A 15,617-nucleotide genomic window follows, 5' to 3' on the forward strand; every position below is an offset into this window, starting at 1 on the left:
ACGCAATGAAAGCCATCGCATTCGCCGCCATCACGTCCTTGGTCCTGCTCTTCGTGTGGGAGCGTGTGGACATTGTTCGGATCGGATACCAGATCGAACGATTGAAAGGGCAGAAAGTGGTGCTCGAGCGAGAACGTGACGAACTGCGCGTCAAGCTGTCGACCCTCACTGCACCGGAACGGATCGCCAGGATGGCTACGGACAAGTTGGGCATGATTCAGCCGGACAAGGGGCAGGTGGTGGTCGTACATCTGGAGCCGGAAGTCCCTACGGTTCCGGTGCTGGCCGAGCGGCAGGGTGAGATGACTCTCGCGAAGAACGTCGTATTCCGGAGAAACCGGTAGTGGCAACCGTCCCCTTCCGAGGTCGCCGATTCGTGGTGGCCGGCCTGTTGGCCGCCGGGTTCTGTGTCGTGCTCGTGCGCCTGGTCAACCTCCAGGTGCAGCAGTCGGCGGAGCTGACCCAGCGAGCCGATCGCCAACATCAAAAGAACGTGACGCTTGAGGGGGCTCGCGGTACCATTTACGACCGGAACAGCAAAGTGTTGGCGATGAACGTGGAAGTGCCGTCCGTGTTCGGTGTGCCGACGAGTCTGGAGGATCCTCGCCGCACCGCCCGGAATTTGTCGTCGATTCTCCACGTCAAAGCGACAGAGTTGGAAAAGAAACTGAAGCAGGAAAAGCATTTCGTATGGCTCGCGCGCAAACTGGAGCCCGAGCAGGGTCGTCGCCTCGAGCAACTTTCGCTGGACGGGGTCGGGGTCGTGATGGAAGGACGACGCTTCTATCCTAAGGGGCCGCTGTTGTCCCACGTGCTGGGTTTCGCCGGCATGGATGACCGTGGCTTGGAGGGGATCGAGCTGAGGTATGAGCAATATCTGCGCGGCGAGAAGCGCAACGTGGTGCTGCAACGCGATGCCTTGGGCCGGGCGGTTTTCCCGAAGGGGCTCAACGAGGAGGGCGCTGCGGGCGGCCACAGCCTGACGTTGACCGTCGACGAAGTGATTCAGTACATCGCTGAAAAGGAACTCGACGAAGCGGTGAGCCGCTCCAGCGCGAAGTCGGGCACGATCGTCGTGATGGATCCCAAAACGGGCGGCATCTTGGCCATGGCCGTGAGTCCAAGATTTGATCCGAATACCGTGGGTGCATTGGTTCCGGACCGATGGCGGAACCGGGCGCTGACGGACACGTACGAACCCGGCTCGACGATGAAGACCGTAATTGCGGCGGCGGCGCTCGAAGAAAAGGTGATGCGGCCCGACTCCATGCTCTATGGTGAAAACGGGCAATTTCAGATCGCCAAGACCGTCATTCACGACCATGAAAAAATGGGATGGATGACCTTCGCTCAGATGATTCAAAAGTCGAGCAATATCGGCGCGGCGAAAGTGGGCATGGCGCTCGGTGAATGGCGTGTGTTTGATTATTTAAAGGAGTTCGGTTTCGGGGATAAGACCGGCATCGATCTGCCGGGGGAAACCGGCGGTCTCCTCAAGAGCCCTCGGGAGTGGGGCAAGCGTTCGCTCGCCTCGATTTCAATGGGCCAAGAGGTCGGGGTGACACCGCTACAGATGGTCACGGCCATTTCGGCGATTGCGAACGGCGGCGTCTTGATGAAGCCTCACCTGGTTTCTGAAATTCGCAACGCCAAAGGGCAATTGATCGCGCAGACCATGCCGCAGGCTCGACGCCGCGTGATCTCCGAGGACACCGCCCGCACCCTGACACACCTTCTTGAAGGGGTCGTGACGAATGGAACCGGCGGCAAAGCGGCCATTCCCGGGTATCGCGTCGCAGGCAAGACGGGAACGGCCCAGAAAGTGGATCCACGGACCGGAGCCTATTCCTCAACGCTGCTGGTCGGTTCGTTCTTGGGCTACGTACCGGCGGAAGATCCGCGTTTGGCCATGATCGTGGTGATCGACGAGCCGCACGGCGAGGGGTGGGGCGGCGTGGTGGCGGCGCCGGTATTCCGGCGGGTGGGAGAGCAAGTCCTCAACTATCTCGGAGTGGCGGTGGACGAACCTGTCAAGCTCGCGATGGCGGGCTTTGAATCGTGAGACATGACCCTCGATGAATTGATCGGCCCCATCCAGGGGCTCCTTGGTGTGCAGGGACGGACCGGAGATCAGCGCGTGACGATCGCCGATGTGACGGACGATTCCCGCAAGGTGAAGCCGGGAGCACTCTTCGTTGCGGTGAAGGGGGAGCGGGTTGACGGCCACGATTTTCTGGACGCCGTTGCGAAGCAACAGCCGGCGGCGGTCGTCGCCCAACGGCCGGTGTCGCTCGGATCGATTCCCATCGTAATGGTCAAGGACTCACGCGCGGCGTTGGGCCTCCTGGGGGCCCGGTTCCACGGAAATCCTTCCGCTCGGTTGCGGCTGATCGGAGTGACCGGCACCAATGGAAAGACGACGACGACCTATGTGGTGAAGAGCATGCTGGAGGCGGTCGGCCGGCATGTGGGGCTCATCGGCACCGTCGCATATCTGGTGGGATCCGAAACCATTCCCGCTTCCCATACCACGCCCGGCGCCCTGGAATTGCAGAGTTTGTTTGCCCGTATGGTCACGGCGAAGCTCGATAGTGCGGTGATGGAGGTGTCCTCCCACGCGCTTGCGCTGGATCGGACGGCGGGCGCGGAATTCGATGTGGCGGTCTTTACCAACCTGACGCAGGACCATCTCGATTTTCATGTCGACATGGAAAGTTACTTTCAGGCGAAACGTCGACTGTTTTCCGAGCTGGGCCAAGGCGAAACCAAGCCGGGACGAAAACGAGCCGTCATCAATTTGGACGACCCGTGGGGAGGACGGATGCGGGATGCCTGCACGGCTCCGGTCTGGACCTATGGTCTTCATTCCCCTGCCGATCTGCGGGCGGAGCGGTTAACTCTGTCGCCGAAAGGCACCTCCTTCAGGCTCTGTACGCCGGTGGGCGATATCGACATCGAGAGCCGTCTGGTCGGCGAACACAACGTCTATAACCTCCTCGCTGCGATCGGCGTGGTGTTGCACGAGGGCATGACCCTTGAGCAGGTGCATTCAGCAGTTGCTCGCGTCACCAACGTGCCGGGACGGTTCGAGCGTGTCGAAGCCGGCCAAGATTTCACCGTCGTGGTGGATTATGCCCATACGGAGGATGCGCTCATTCGATTGTTGACTGCCGCACAAGCGTTGCGCACCGGACGAATCATCACGGTGTTCGGCTGCGGTGGCGACCGTGACCGGACGAAGCGTCCGAAAATGGGCCGCGCGGCGGTCCAATACAGCGATGTGGTCGTGCTGACGTCAGACAATCCACGGACCGAGGATCCAGCCGCGATCCTGCGCGAGGTGGAAGTCGGCGTGAAAGAGGCGCTGGCGGTCAGGGGCCATGTGCAGTACCGGATGATTGCGGATCGCAAGGCTGCTATCGAGACGGCCGTTGTGGAAGCCAAGTCAGGCGACATGGTGCTGATTGCGGGCAAGGGGCATGAGGATTATCAGATCGTGGGGACGACGAAACACCATTTCGACGATCGGGAAGTCGCGCGGGACGCGATTGTCCGTCGGCGAACGCCCCTGTAGCGATGAGTCGAACAAAGGACAAGTGATAGGCGCGAGATGACGTCGCTGTTTACCGTTGAAGAGGTCTTGGAGGTCCTGGGCGCCAGACTGTTGTCCGGCAGGTCGCCCGCCTGTTTGAAAAAGCGGATCAAGCGGGTGATCAGCGATTCCCGGGCCGTCGGAAAAGGCGATCTGTTCGTGGCATTCCAAGGGGATCGCTTCGACGGGCATGCCTTCGTTCCTGCCTCGTTCGGGAAGGGGGCTGTGGCTGCCATCGTGCAGGAGGACTATACGCCGCCGCCGTCCAAGCGAACCGTCGAGTCGCCTGTACTGATAGGCGTGAAGGACACGCTGGAGGCCTATCAAAAGTTGGCCACCTACCACCGGAGCCGCTTCCCGATTCCGGTCATCGCCGTGACAGGGAGCAATGGGAAGACGACGACGAAAGAAATGGTGGCGCACGTGGTGGCGCAACGTTGGCGAACCTTGAAAACCGAGGGCAATCTCAACAACCGGATCGGGGTGCCTCAGACCTTGTTTCTTCTCACGCCGCGCCACCAGGCGGCCGTGATCGAGATGGGGGTGGACCAGCAGGGGCAGACCACCAAGCTTTGCGAGATCGCCGAGCCTACGGTCGGCCTCATTACGAATATCGGGCCGGATCACCTGGAATTTTTCGGCAGCATGGAGGGATCGGCGCAGGCCAAGGCGGAGTTGCTCGAGCAGCTTCCCGAGGACGGCGCGGTGATCCTGAATGCCGACGATGAGTATTTTGATTACTTGGCCGCGCGAGCCCAGTGCCGGGTCGTCTCGTTCGGCCAGTCTCCGAAGGCGGATGTGCGCGCAGTAGGCATCGCTGCCGACGCCAAGGGCGGGACGGTGTTCGGGCTGGTGCTTCCAGGGAAAAGCCGTCAGACGCAGGTTCGCATTTGTACGCAAGGCACGCACAACGTCGGCAATGCTCTGGCGGCGGCGGCGGTCGGGCATGCCTTGGGGCTTTCGGGGAGCGCGATCGCCGAAGGGCTTGGGAAGTTTCGCCCGGCAGCCATGCGTTCGCAAATCAGCATGATGCACGGCGTCCGGGTGATCAACGACTGTTACAACGCGAACCCTGCTTCGATGAAGGCGGCCTTGCAGCTGCTGGCCGAGTTGGGGCGAGGGAAGCGGTCGATCGCCGTCGTCGGAGACATGTTGGAATTGGGGCCAGAAAGCAAGCGCATGCACCGGGAGGTCGGGGCCTTCGTGGCTGCACAGGGGATCAATCGCCTGCTGGCCTGCGGTGCGTTGGGCAAGGAGATCGCCGAAGGGGCCAGGCAGGCCGGGCTGTCGTCCGATCGGATCGTCGAGCTGCCGGATTCCGCTGCGGGCGGCGCGATGCTCAAGACGATGGTGCGACAGGGCGACGTCGTGTTGGTGAAAGCGTCCCGCGGGATGCGAATGGAACAGGTCATCGAGACGCTGGCCGGCCTGCGACGCGGCGCCAAGAAAGCCTCATGAAGGGTGGTTTGAGGTAGACCTTTTACCGCCCGTCACGGATCGACGGGCAGAGACACAGTAGGATGCTGTACAACTGGCTTTATCCCCTCCACACACAGTTTTCGTTTCTCAACGTCTTCCGGTACCAAAGCTTCCGAATCATCTATGCGGCGGTCACCGCGTTCCTCATCGCCTTTGTGATGGCACCCTGGGTCATTCGCAAGCTGCAGGAGATCAAGCTCGGGCAGCAGATTCGCGACGACGGTCCGAAACGTCACTTGACGAAGAGCGGAACCCCGACCATGGGCGGTATCCTGATCGTCTTTGCCGTGGTGTTGTCGACGGTTCTGTGGGCCGACATCACCAATCGGTACGTATGGCTGGTCGTGCTGGCGACCGTAGGTTTCGGCGCGGTCGGGTTTGCCGACGACTACTTGAAGTTCATCAAGCGGCAATCGAAGGGCCTGTCGGCCTCCCAGAAATTTGCCGGGCAGATTCTCGTCGCACTGGCCATCGGCATCTTCCTCTATACGTTGCCCAGCTACACGACCAAACTGAGCGTCCCCTTCTTCAAGTCGTTCAATCCCGACCTGGGGTGGTTCTACATCGTGTTCGTCATGTTGGTGATCGTCGGCAGTTCGAATGCCGTCAACCTGACCGACGGCCTGGATGGACTTGCGATCGGTCCGGTCATGATCGCTGCCTTGGCCTATACGATCGTCGCCTATGTGACGGGCAATCGCGTGATGGCCGAGTATTTGCTGATCCCCTATATAGAAGGAGCCGGGGAAATCGCGATCTTCACCGGCGCGATCCTGGGATCGAGCCTCGGCTTTCTCTGGTTCAATACCTATCCCGCCTCGGTGTTCATGGGCGACGTGGGGTCGTTGCCGTTGGGTGCGGCGCTTGGGACCGTGGCGGTCATCAGCAAGCATGAGCTGCTGTTGCTCTTGGTCGGCGGGGTGTTCGTCATCGAGGCACTCTCGGTGATCCTGCAGGTCGGTTCTTACAAGCTGCGCGGCAAACGCATCTTCAGCATGGCGCCGATCCATCACCATTTTGAAATGAAGGGCTGGGATGAGCCGAAAGTCGTGGTGCGGCTGTGGATCATCGCCATCCTGTTGGCCCTTTTGAGCTTGAGCACGTTGAAGCTGCGGTAAGGGAGCATCGTGAACGTCAAGGATATGCGCGTCGCAGTCGTGGGGTTGGCTCGAAGCGGCGTCGGGGCTGCCAAATTACTCGACCGCCTGGGAGCGAAGGTGACGGTAGCGGATCGAAAAGAGCCGCAAGATCTGACGGCCATGTTGGCGCAACTGGATCGCGCGAGGATCGGGGTTCAGGTCGGGGCATCGTACGAAGCGGCGATCGACAATGCTGAATTGGTCGTGATCAGTCCCGGTGTACCCACCGGCCATGAGGCCCTCAAGCGTGCCCGCGCGCGCGGCGTGCGGGTGATCGGCGAGTTGGAATTGGCCAGCCGGTACCTGACCGCTCCAATCGTGGCGGTGACGGGAACCAATGGGAAAAGCACGACCGTCACTCTGATCGGTAAGTTTCTGCAGGAAGCCGGAAAGAAGGTTTTCGTGGGAGGAAACCTCGGCACGGCCGCCAGCGAAGCGGCGTTGGCGACGCTCAACGCCAAGGAACGGGGCGGCGCGGCCTACGACTTTGCGGTGATCGAAGTCTCCAGCTTTCAGCTCGAGACCATCGAACAGTTTCATCCCTGGATTGCGGCGATCTTGAATGTCACCGTGGACCACATGGATCGCTATGACTCCGAGCGGGATTACATTGCCGCGAAGGCACGGATTTTTGAGAACCAGACGGCAGCCGACTACACCCTGTTCAATCTGGACGACGCGCCGGTGGCCGCGCTGCGGACGAAAGCCAAGAGCCGGGTGATCGGATTTCGCCGGAGCGCCGCTTCAGTGCCGGGCCTGGCGGGGGAGACGTTCCTCGACGGCGATCGGATCGTCACTACGGTACGCGGTACGCGTGAGGAAATCTGCCGCCGCAGCGAGATGCGGTTGATCGGCCTGCACAACGTCGAAAACGTAATGGCGGCCGTGACCTATGGTCTCCTCTGCGGCTGCTCCCTGGAGGCGATCCGGTCGGTGCTGAAGACTTTTCCGGGGTTGGAGCATGCGTTGGAAGTGGTGCGGGAACGGGGAGGAGTTCGCTACGTCAATGATTCCAAGGGCACGAACGTCGATGCTGTAGTGAAAGCGTTGGAAGGCATTGAACAACCGATCTGGTTGATTGCCGGCGGACGGGACAAGGGCGGAGATTTTTCCCGCCTGGTGCCGTTGATTCGGGAGAGGGTGAAGCGGCTTGTGTTGATCGGTGAGGCGGCCGGGCGCATTCAAAGCGTCATGGGTGCGTTCGATCGAATCAGTCATGCAGCGACTCTCCGCGACGCCGTGGAACTCGCTGCTCGAGGGGCGCAGCCCGGCGAGGTCGTCTTACTCTCGCCGGCCTGCGCCAGCTTCGACATGTTCGCGGACTATCAGGATCGTGGGCGTCAATTCAAGGCCCTGGTGAACGCCCTGCCGTAACCCGGGGCACTCAGCACTCATGATGAGGAATCAATGACACGGTGGTGTGTACGTCGTCCGGCATCCGGCGCCCGGCATCGCGGCCGGCTTTCGAGGGGATGATGTATGGCGCAGCGAGCTGCGGGAACCCTGTCGCTCCCCTGGCCGACGTCGGTGCAGCGGCCGTCGAAAAGTGTCGCGTTGGATCCGGTGATCCTGGCGGTCACCCTGATCTTGGCCATGGTGGGCTTGGTCATGGTGTTCAGCGCCAGCGCGGTCGTGGCGGGCAATCGCTTTCACGACCCCTGGTATTTCCTGAAGCGCCAGCTGGCTTGGTTGGCGGTCGGGCTGGTTCTGATGCACGTGGCCTCGAAGATCGACTACGCGATCTGGAAAAAGGCCGCCATCCCACTGTTGTTCGTGACGACGGTGATGCTGGTCCTCGTGCTGGTGCCGTCGTTGGGGAGTGCAGCGAAGGGCGCCCGTCGCTGGCTGCGACTCGGGCCGGTCAATCTGCAGCCGGCCGAGATGGTGAAGCTGGTGGCGGTGATCTACATCGCGTCGTTCTTGACGAACAAAGGCGACAAACTCACGCTCTTCGCGCGGGGTTTGCTGCCGCCGTTGATGGTTCTCGCCATGCTGAGCGGCCTGGTCCTGTTGGAGCCGGACTTGGGCACGGTCGTGGTCATGGGGCTTGTGGTCGTGACGCTACTGTTTCTAGGCGGCGCGCGGGTCAAGCATCTCGCCCTGTTGGCCTTGATTGCGTTGCCGGCTGTGGCCATCCTGATTTTGGGATCGCCGTACCGCCGTCAACGGATGCTGACGTTTCTTTCGCCGTGGAAGGATGCCTCGGATGCGGGCTTCCAGATCACGCAATCTTTTCTGGCCTTCGGGAGCGGCGGACTGTTCGGCGTGGGACTCGGCGAGGGGAAACAGAAGCTGTTCTTTCTGCCGGAAGCGCATACGGACTTCGTGTTGGCCCTGGTCGGCGAAGAATTGGGCCTGATGGGAAGCGCCACGATCATTCTCCTCTTCGGGCTGTTCGTCGTGAAGGGATTCCAGATCGCACGACGGGCGCGGCATCCGTTCGGCCGCCATCTCGCGACCGGGATTACGTTGCTCATCGGCATGCAGGCCTTGGTCAATGCCGCCGTTGTGACCGGGCTCTTGCCGACCAAAGGATTGACGTTGCCGTTCGTCAGTTACGGGGGATCATCCTTGGTTGCGAGTCTATTCGGGGTCGGGATTCTGCTGAACATTTCGCGCGATCGGCACGGCGGGCGCGAATCGGAACCGCAACGGAGCGGGCGTGTGAGTCGAGCGGCTCAAGGATGACGATTGTGATCGCGGCCGGCGGAACCGGCGGACATCTGTATCCGGCCGTGGCCGTGGCACGCGAGTTCTTGCGGCGGGATCCCTCGACAAAGATTCTGTTCGTCGGGACGGCCCGAGGCATCGAACGAAAAGTGTTGGCCCATGAGGGATTTGCGTTGGAACTGATCTCCGCGAAGCCTCTGATGGGGAAGAGTCCGGTGGAGATCGTCAAGGCGCTGCTCGCGGTACCTGTGAGCCTGTGGCAGTCGCTCCGAATTTTGAAAGCGAACCAGGCGGATTTGGTGTTTGGTGTCGGTGGCTATACCAGCCCCACAATGGTGCTGGCGGCGGCGATGAAGGGAATTCCGGGAGTGATCCTGGAACCCAACGCCCACCCGGGAATGGCGAACAAGGCGGTGGCCCCGTTGGCGAGTCGGATTTTCTTGGCGTTTGAGTCGACGGTGCGATTCTTCGATCGGGCCAAGACGCGGGTGGTGGGGACGCCGGTTCGGCAGGCCTTTTTGCAGGCAGCGGTGCAGTCCGCGGTGACGGAACAAAAACAAACCGCGCGCCATCTGTTGATTTTTGGGGGAAGTCAGGGGGCGAAAGCGATCAATCAAGCGATGATCGACGCTCTTCCCTCGCTCAAGCGGATGCCAGAGGTACCGGCCATTACACATCAGACAGGAGAGGCGGATCACGCGCGCGTGGTTGCGGCGTACCGGGAGCAAGGAGTCACGGCTGAGGTGGTGCCCTTTCTCTACGACATGCCCTCGGTCTTACGGACGGCTGACTTGGTGGTGGCCCGGTCCGGCGCGATGACGATCGCCGAACTGACGGTCTGCGGTAAGCCGGCCATCCTGATTCCGTTGCCGACGGCGATCTACAACCACCAACTCCGGAATGCCGAGGTCATGGCCAATGCGGGTGGGGCGGTGCTGCTGCCCCAGGCGGATCTCACGGGGGCGAGATTGGCTGACACGATTCGGGACATTATGAGCGATGAGGGAAAGCTCGAGACGATGGGCCGCCGGAGCTGGGGTATGCGCCGCATCGACGCGGCGGAGACCATCGTCCGTGAATGCTATGACGTGATGGGGAGGCGTCATGAGACCAGTAGAGGTGCTAGCGCCGGCTGAACGGCGCCCCTGGGAGGGGCGGCTTGAGCGGAGAGGCAATACCAATGGCGGGACACAGGGAACGAAGTTGAGGCGGACGGCAATGTTTAGAAAAACACAACACATCCATTTGGTGGGCATCGGGGGATCGGGGATGAGCGGCATTGCCGAGGTGCTTCTGACTCTCGGCTACAAAGTCAGCGGGTCAGACTTGGCCCAGTCGGAAACGACCCGCCGACTGGAGGAACTCGGCGGACGGATTGCCGTCGGCCATCACGAGTCCAATATCGGCGAAGCGCAGGTGGTCGTGATCTCCTCCGCGGTGTCGCCGTCGAACCCGGAGGTCGTCGCAGCCAAAGCGCGGCAGATCCCGGTCATCCCGCGAGCCGAGATGTTGGCGGAGTTGATGCGATTGAAGTTCGGCGTGGCGATCGCCGGCGCCCACGGCAAGACGACGACGACGTCGATGGTGGCGAACGTCCTGGCCCAGGGAGGGCTGGATCCCACGATGGTGATCGGCGGGAAGGTCAACGCGCTGGGCAGTCATGCTCGTTTGGGCCGCGGCGACCTGCTCGTGGCGGAAGCCGACGAAAGCGACGGGTCGTTTTTGCGGCTGTCCCCGACGATCGTGGCCGTTACCAATCTGGATCGCGAGCATCTCGATCATTACGGCTCGATGGAACGGCTGAACGACTGCTTCCTCGAGTTCATCAACAAGGTGCCGTTTTATGGGTTGGCGGTCTTGTGCGCGGATGACGAGCGGTTGCGGAATCTCTTCCCACGCATCGTGAAGCGGTATCAGACCTACGGGTTGAACGAACAGCCGGGCATGGTGCCGGACTTCCGCGCCACGGACATCAGCTTGAAGCAGTGGGGCTCGGAGTTTCGAGCCTTCTTCCGCGGGCGCAATCTTGGCCCGTTCCGGCTCTCGATTCCCGGCATCCACAATGTGTCGAACTCGCTGGTCGCGATTGCGATCGGCATGGAGCTGGACATCCCGGTCGACCTCATTCGGAAGGGACTGGCGGCCTTCACGGGCGTTGAACGGCGCTTCCACTTGCGGGGTGAGAAAGCCGGGATCATGGTTGTCGATGACTATGGGCATCATCCGACCGAAGTGAAGGCCACGATCGCGGCTGCAAAACAAGGATGGAACCGGCGGGTGGTCGTACTGTTTCAACCCCATCGCTACACGCGTTCCCGGGATTTGATGCAGGAGTTCGCCCATGCGTTCGACCAGGCGGACGCGCTGTTCATGACCGAGATTTACGCGGCCGGCGAACAGCCGATTCCAGGCGTGTCGGGTGAAAAGCTGGTGGAAGCCGTGCGAGCGGCGGGACACCCCTCCGCGACGTTTGTCGAGCGGAAGGATGGTTTGGTGGATCAGGTGCTCCCAACGTTGAAACCCGGCGATCTGGTGATCACGTTGGGCGCGGGCGATATCTGGAAGACTGGAATGGCGATTCTCGAACGGTTGCCGGCATCGGCGTAAAGCCATGCGAGGAAAGGAGCCGGGTGCAACAAGACCGTCTCGGTCCAAACAGCGCCAAAGTCGTCAGGACTGGGAGCGCATTCTCGCGGGTGTGCGCGGGGCCGTTACGTTCGGTGCGCCCTTGGGCCCTTTTACCTCGTTTCGTATCGGGGGGCCTGCGGATGTCCTGGTCGAGCCGGCGGATGTCGAGGATGTGCAGCGCATCGTGGCCCAGGCCAAAGCCGCGAAGGTCCCGGTTTTCGTGGTCGGCGGCACGAACCTTCTCATTCGCGACGGCGGGATCCGCGGCATCGTGCTCAGCCTCTCGAAACTCAAGGCGATCAGGCAGGAACCGGGCGAGGTGCTCTATGCGGAGGGAGGCGTCGGGATGCCGACGTTGATCGGGTACGCCATTCGTCGTTCCCTTGCGGGGCTTGAATGGGGCGCCGGCATCCCCGGTACCGTCGCCGGTTGTGTCGTGATGAATGCCGGGACTCGATTGGGCGAGATGAAAGACTCATTGAAGGCGGTGCAGATGGTCGACCCGAAAGGCCGTCTCCTGGAGATCCCCGCCGCCGAGATCCCGTTCAGCTACCGGCGGGCCCATTTGCCGCCCGGCATTGTGGTGGGGGTGTGGGTGCAGCTGCGTCCCGGCAAGCACGAGGAAATCGACAAGGTCGTCAAAGACTATCTGCAGTACCGGAAAGACACGCAGCCCCTGACCCAACCGAGCGCCGGTTGCGTGTTCAAGAATCCTCCCGGTGACTCGGCCGGCCGACTGGTCGATGCCGCCGGGTTGAAGGGGGCCAGGGTCGGCGATGCCCAAGTGTCGGAGAAGCACGCCAACTTCATGGTGAACGTGGGACAGGCGAAGGCCCAAGACGTGTTGGCCCTGATCAAGAAGGTGCGGGCGGCGGTGAAGAAGCAGACGGGCGTCACGCTGGAACTGGAATTGAAAGTCGTGGGAACGGCCTGAGGACGAATGGGGAGTGAGATGGAAAGCCAAGCGCGCAAGCCCCTGACGCAGTCGAGAATCGGAGTCTTAATGGGCGGGCAGTCGTCCGAGCGGGAGGTGTCGCTCAAGACGGGTGACGCGGTGCATCGCTCACTGGTGCGGAGCGGGTACGACGCGGTCGCCATCGACGTCGGTCCGACGCTCCATCAAACCCTGCAGGATCAAAGGGTGGAGATCGCTTTCCTGGCGCTTCATGGACCGGGAGGTGAAGACGGTGCGATCCAGGGGTTTCTGGAAACCGTGGGCATTCCCTATACGGGTTCCGGTGTGCGAGCCAGCGCAATCGGCATGCATAAGGTGGCGACCAAGACACAATTGGCGGTCTACGGCATTCCGGTACCGGCCGGTACGGTCGTTCTGCGCGGGGCCTCCGCCGGACTGACTCGGACCCTGTCGCAAGCCAAGCTGAAACTGCCGGTCGTTGTAAAACCCGCAAGCCAGGGTTCCACCATCGGCGTCACGATCGTCCGCAAGCCCTCCCAATGGAAAGCGGCGCTGGAACTTGCACATCGCTACGATGAGGAAGCGATGGTCGAGGCATTCATTCCCGGCCATGAAGTGACCCTGTCGCTCTTGGGAGCCCGGGACGGCTCCGTGGCCGGATTGCCTGCCGTGGAAATCGTGGCGCCGGATGGGTTCTACGACTTTTCGGCCAAGTACCAAAAGGGTCGCACGCAATATCTCTGTCCCGCGCCCCTGTCAAAGCCGATCACCAAACTGATCACCCAATTGGCCATCACGACGTTTCGCGTGCTGGGTTGCCAGGGCGCCGCGCGCGTCGACTTTCGGATTACGCCCAAAGGTAAGCCGTATGTGTTGGAGATCAACACGGTGCCGGGCATGACGGAAACGAGTTTGTTGCCGATGGCGGCCGCAAAGGCGGGGATTTCGTACGACGCGTTGACCGAGCGGATTCTGCAATCGGCGCTGCAGCGTAGCGGGGTGGGACCGTTTCGAACGGTGAGGTGACGGGATGGCCTGGAAGTTCAAACGCGCGAACAAGGACAAGTTGAGCCCTCGGGCCAACGCGCGTTTGGAGGCCGCGGGGGATCGACATCGCGGCAAGGATGGGCAAAGCGCATGGGCGCGATTCGGCCACGGCATGTTGATCACGTTGCGGGTCGTGGCCACGATCACCGTCTTGGTCGGCGGCTGTTCGGGACTGTTCGTGTTAGCGCGCGAATTGGGCCCGATGACGAGGGAGTGGTTCCTGGTGCGGTCCGTGTCGGTCGAGGGACTCAATCATGTGACGCGAAAAGAAGTCATCGGCCGATTGGCCCTCAAGCCGGACACCACTCTGTATTCCGTCAACCCGACCTGGTTGGCCGAGCGACTGCGGACGCATCCATGGATCAAAGACGCGACGGTGACGCTCAAGCCGCTACACGAAGTGCACATTGAAGTGAAAGAGCGCGTGCCGGCGGTCGTCGTCCGAACCATTTCGGAGAATTTGTTGGCGGATGCCGACGGATATCTGCTGGCCCGAATCGGCTCCACCGATGATCCCGCGCTGCCGATCCTCTCCGGTGTAGACGGCAAAGGATTGGTGCAGGGCCGGTCGGAGGAGCGTAAGGCGGTTGCCGTGGGTGCCATGCTGGCAAAGATGGTGGGGCAAACGACGGGAGGGCGGCCCGACATCGACGTACATAACCTGAACAATCTCGTGGTGTCCGTGCAGGGCGTGACCTTTCAGTTCAGCGAATCGTCGATGGATCAGCAGTGGCAACGCTTCTTGAAAATGCGGCCCGCATTGCGGGACGTGGCGTTTGACGGCGAGGGCGCGCGGGCAAGCGAGATCGATCTGCGGTTTGCCGACCGCGTCATTGTAAGGGGAAGGGGGTGAGGCGAGTGCCGAAGAGAGATCACATCTTGGTCGGTCTGGACATCGGGACCACGAAGATTTGCGCCATTGTTGCGGAAGTGCCAGAGGAAGGGCCGCTGAACATCATCGGGGTCGGCTCCTGTCCCTCGCGCGGTCTGCGCAAGGGTGTGGTAGTGAACATCGAAAGTACGGTGGAGTCGATCAAGAAGGCCGTGGAGGAAGCGGAACTCATGGCAGCCGTGCAGATCAATTCGGTCTATACGGGGATCGCGGGAAGCCATATTTCCGGAGAGAACCTCAAGGGGGTCGTGGCCCTCAAAAAACAGGAGGTCACGCGGGAAGACATCAGCCGCGCCGTGGAGAGCGCGCGGACACTCGCCGTCATCCCGCACGAGCGACGCATTCTGCACGTGCTGCCGCGCGAATTCATGGTCGACGATCAGGAAGGGGTTCGCGAACCGCTCGGGATGTCCGGTACTCGCCTTGAGGTGAATGTCCACGTGATCACAGGCGCGGTGACCTCCGCACAGAACATTATCAAGAGCGTCAATCGGGCCGGTCTTGATGTCGTCGATATCATCTTGCAGCCGCTCGCCAGCAGTGAAGCGGTGCTCAGTGCGGAAGAACGCGAGCTCGGTGTGGCGATGGTCGATCTCGGCGGCGGCACCACCGACCTGGCGATCTTTCTCGACGGCAGCATTCGCCACACGGCGGTCCTGCCGATCGGCGGACAGAACCTGACGAAAGATTTGGCGATCGGTTTGCTCACGTCGCAGACCGACGCGGAAAGGATCAAGGTCCAGCACGGGATCGCGCGCACCGATTTGATCCACGGCCATCAGACCGTGGAAGTGCCGTCGGTGGGAGATCGGCCGCCCCGGCAGTTTTCTCGCCGGGACATCGCCGAGATTCTCGAGCCGCGCGTCGAGGAAATGTTTGATTTAGTCAAACGTGAAATTGTGCGGGCCGGATACGAGGGAATGCTGGGCGCCGGAGTAGTCATCACCGGCGGTACGTCTTTGCTGGAAGGCATGCCCGATGCGGCGGAGCGGGTCTTGAACCTGCCGGCGCGGCGCGGGGTTCCGACGGGAATCGGCGGATTGCGCGACATCGTCAGCAATCCGATGCATGCCACCGGCGTCGGCCTCCTGCTGCATGCGCGGCAGCATGCCGAAGAACTGGAGACGGCGGGAATCCGCCACGGCAAAGGATTTGGGAAGGTGTTCGATCGTATGCGCTCGTGGATGTTTGAGTTCTTCTAACTTTCGCGGTCGGCATGATGCCGGGTACGCGACATCGTCAAAGGGAGGTGTC

13 protein-coding genes are annotated in these 15,617 nt (G+C 61.6%); all 13 read left to right on the plus strand.

Annotated features, from left to right (window positions below):
• The first annotated feature begins 5 nt into the window (after window positions 1-5).
• The gene (locus KF814_09995; protein ID MBX3236474.1) at window positions 6-344 is read left to right on the plus strand and encodes a cell division protein FtsL; all 339 of its coding nucleotides are present in this window, start codon (window positions 6-8) and stop codon (window positions 342-344) included.
• Window positions 344-2,062, plus strand: a complete 1,719-nt coding sequence (locus KF814_10000; GenBank protein ID MBX3236475.1) for a penicillin-binding protein 2 — start codon at window positions 344-346, stop codon at window positions 2,060-2,062. The genes KF814_09995 and KF814_10000 overlap by 1 nt, the downstream gene beginning before the upstream one ends.
• Before the next feature lie 3 nt (window positions 2,063-2,065).
• On the plus strand, window positions 2,066-3,574 hold the full coding sequence (locus tag KF814_10005) for a UDP-N-acetylmuramoyl-L-alanyl-D-glutamate--2,6-diaminopimelate ligase (protein MBX3236476.1): 1,509 nt from the start codon (window positions 2,066-2,068) through the stop codon (window positions 3,572-3,574).
• Window positions 3,575-3,610: 36 nt separating this feature from the next.
• Window positions 3,611-5,050, plus strand: coding sequence for a UDP-N-acetylmuramoyl-tripeptide--D-alanyl-D-alanine ligase (gene murF / locus KF814_10010; protein ID MBX3236477.1), 1,440 nt, complete (start codon window positions 3,611-3,613; stop codon window positions 5,048-5,050).
• 62 nt (window positions 5,051-5,112) lie between these two features.
• A complete protein-coding gene (gene mraY, locus KF814_10015) occupies window positions 5,113-6,189 on the plus strand; it encodes a phospho-N-acetylmuramoyl-pentapeptide-transferase (GenBank protein ID MBX3236478.1) in 1,077 nt (358 codons plus the stop codon).
• 9 nt (window positions 6,190-6,198) lie between these two features.
• Window positions 6,199-7,584: a UDP-N-acetylmuramoyl-L-alanine--D-glutamate ligase gene (murD, locus tag KF814_10020; GenBank protein MBX3236479.1), complete on the plus strand. Its 1,386-nt coding sequence runs from the start codon at window positions 6,199-6,201 to the stop codon at window positions 7,582-7,584.
• A gap of 105 nt (window positions 7,585-7,689) precedes the next feature.
• Window positions 7,690-8,898, plus strand: coding sequence for a putative lipid II flippase FtsW (gene ftsW / locus KF814_10025; protein ID MBX3236480.1), 1,209 nt, complete (start codon window positions 7,690-7,692; stop codon window positions 8,896-8,898).
• Window positions 8,895-10,016 carry an undecaprenyldiphospho-muramoylpentapeptide beta-N-acetylglucosaminyltransferase gene (murG, locus tag KF814_10030; protein MBX3236481.1) on the plus strand — a complete coding sequence of 374 codons (1,122 nt, stop codon included), beginning with the start codon at window positions 8,895-8,897 and terminating at the stop codon, window positions 10,014-10,016. The genes ftsW and murG overlap by 4 nt, the downstream gene beginning before the upstream one ends.
• Before the next feature lie 82 nt (window positions 10,017-10,098).
• Window positions 10,099-11,487 carry a UDP-N-acetylmuramate--L-alanine ligase gene (locus tag KF814_10035; GenBank protein MBX3236482.1) on the plus strand — a complete coding sequence of 463 codons (1,389 nt, stop codon included), beginning with the start codon at window positions 10,099-10,101 and terminating at the stop codon, window positions 11,485-11,487.
• 4 nt (window positions 11,488-11,491) lie between these two features.
• Window positions 11,492-12,442 carry a UDP-N-acetylmuramate dehydrogenase gene (gene murB / locus KF814_10040; GenBank protein ID MBX3236483.1) on the plus strand — a complete coding sequence of 317 codons (951 nt, stop codon included), beginning with the start codon at window positions 11,492-11,494 and terminating at the stop codon, window positions 12,440-12,442.
• A 6-nt stretch (window positions 12,443-12,448) separates the two neighbouring features.
• The gene (locus KF814_10045) at window positions 12,449-13,450 is read left to right on the plus strand and encodes a D-alanine--D-alanine ligase (protein MBX3236484.1); all 1,002 of its coding nucleotides are present in this window, start codon (window positions 12,449-12,451) and stop codon (window positions 13,448-13,450) included.
• Window positions 13,451-13,454: 4 nt separating this feature from the next.
• On the plus strand, window positions 13,455-14,324 hold the full coding sequence (locus tag KF814_10050) for an FtsQ-type POTRA domain-containing protein (GenBank protein ID MBX3236485.1): 870 nt from the start codon (window positions 13,455-13,457) through the stop codon (window positions 14,322-14,324).
• Window positions 14,321-15,565 (plus strand): cell division protein FtsA, encoded by a 1,245-nt coding sequence (ftsA, locus tag KF814_10055; GenBank protein ID MBX3236486.1) that lies wholly within the window; start codon window positions 14,321-14,323, stop codon window positions 15,563-15,565. The genes KF814_10050 and ftsA overlap by 4 nt, the downstream gene beginning before the upstream one ends.
• Window positions 15,566-15,617: the final 52 nt, after the last annotated feature.

The organism is Nitrospiraceae bacterium (genome assembly GCA_019637075.1).
GTDB lineage: Bacteria > Nitrospirota > Nitrospiria > Nitrospirales > Nitrospiraceae > JAHBWI01.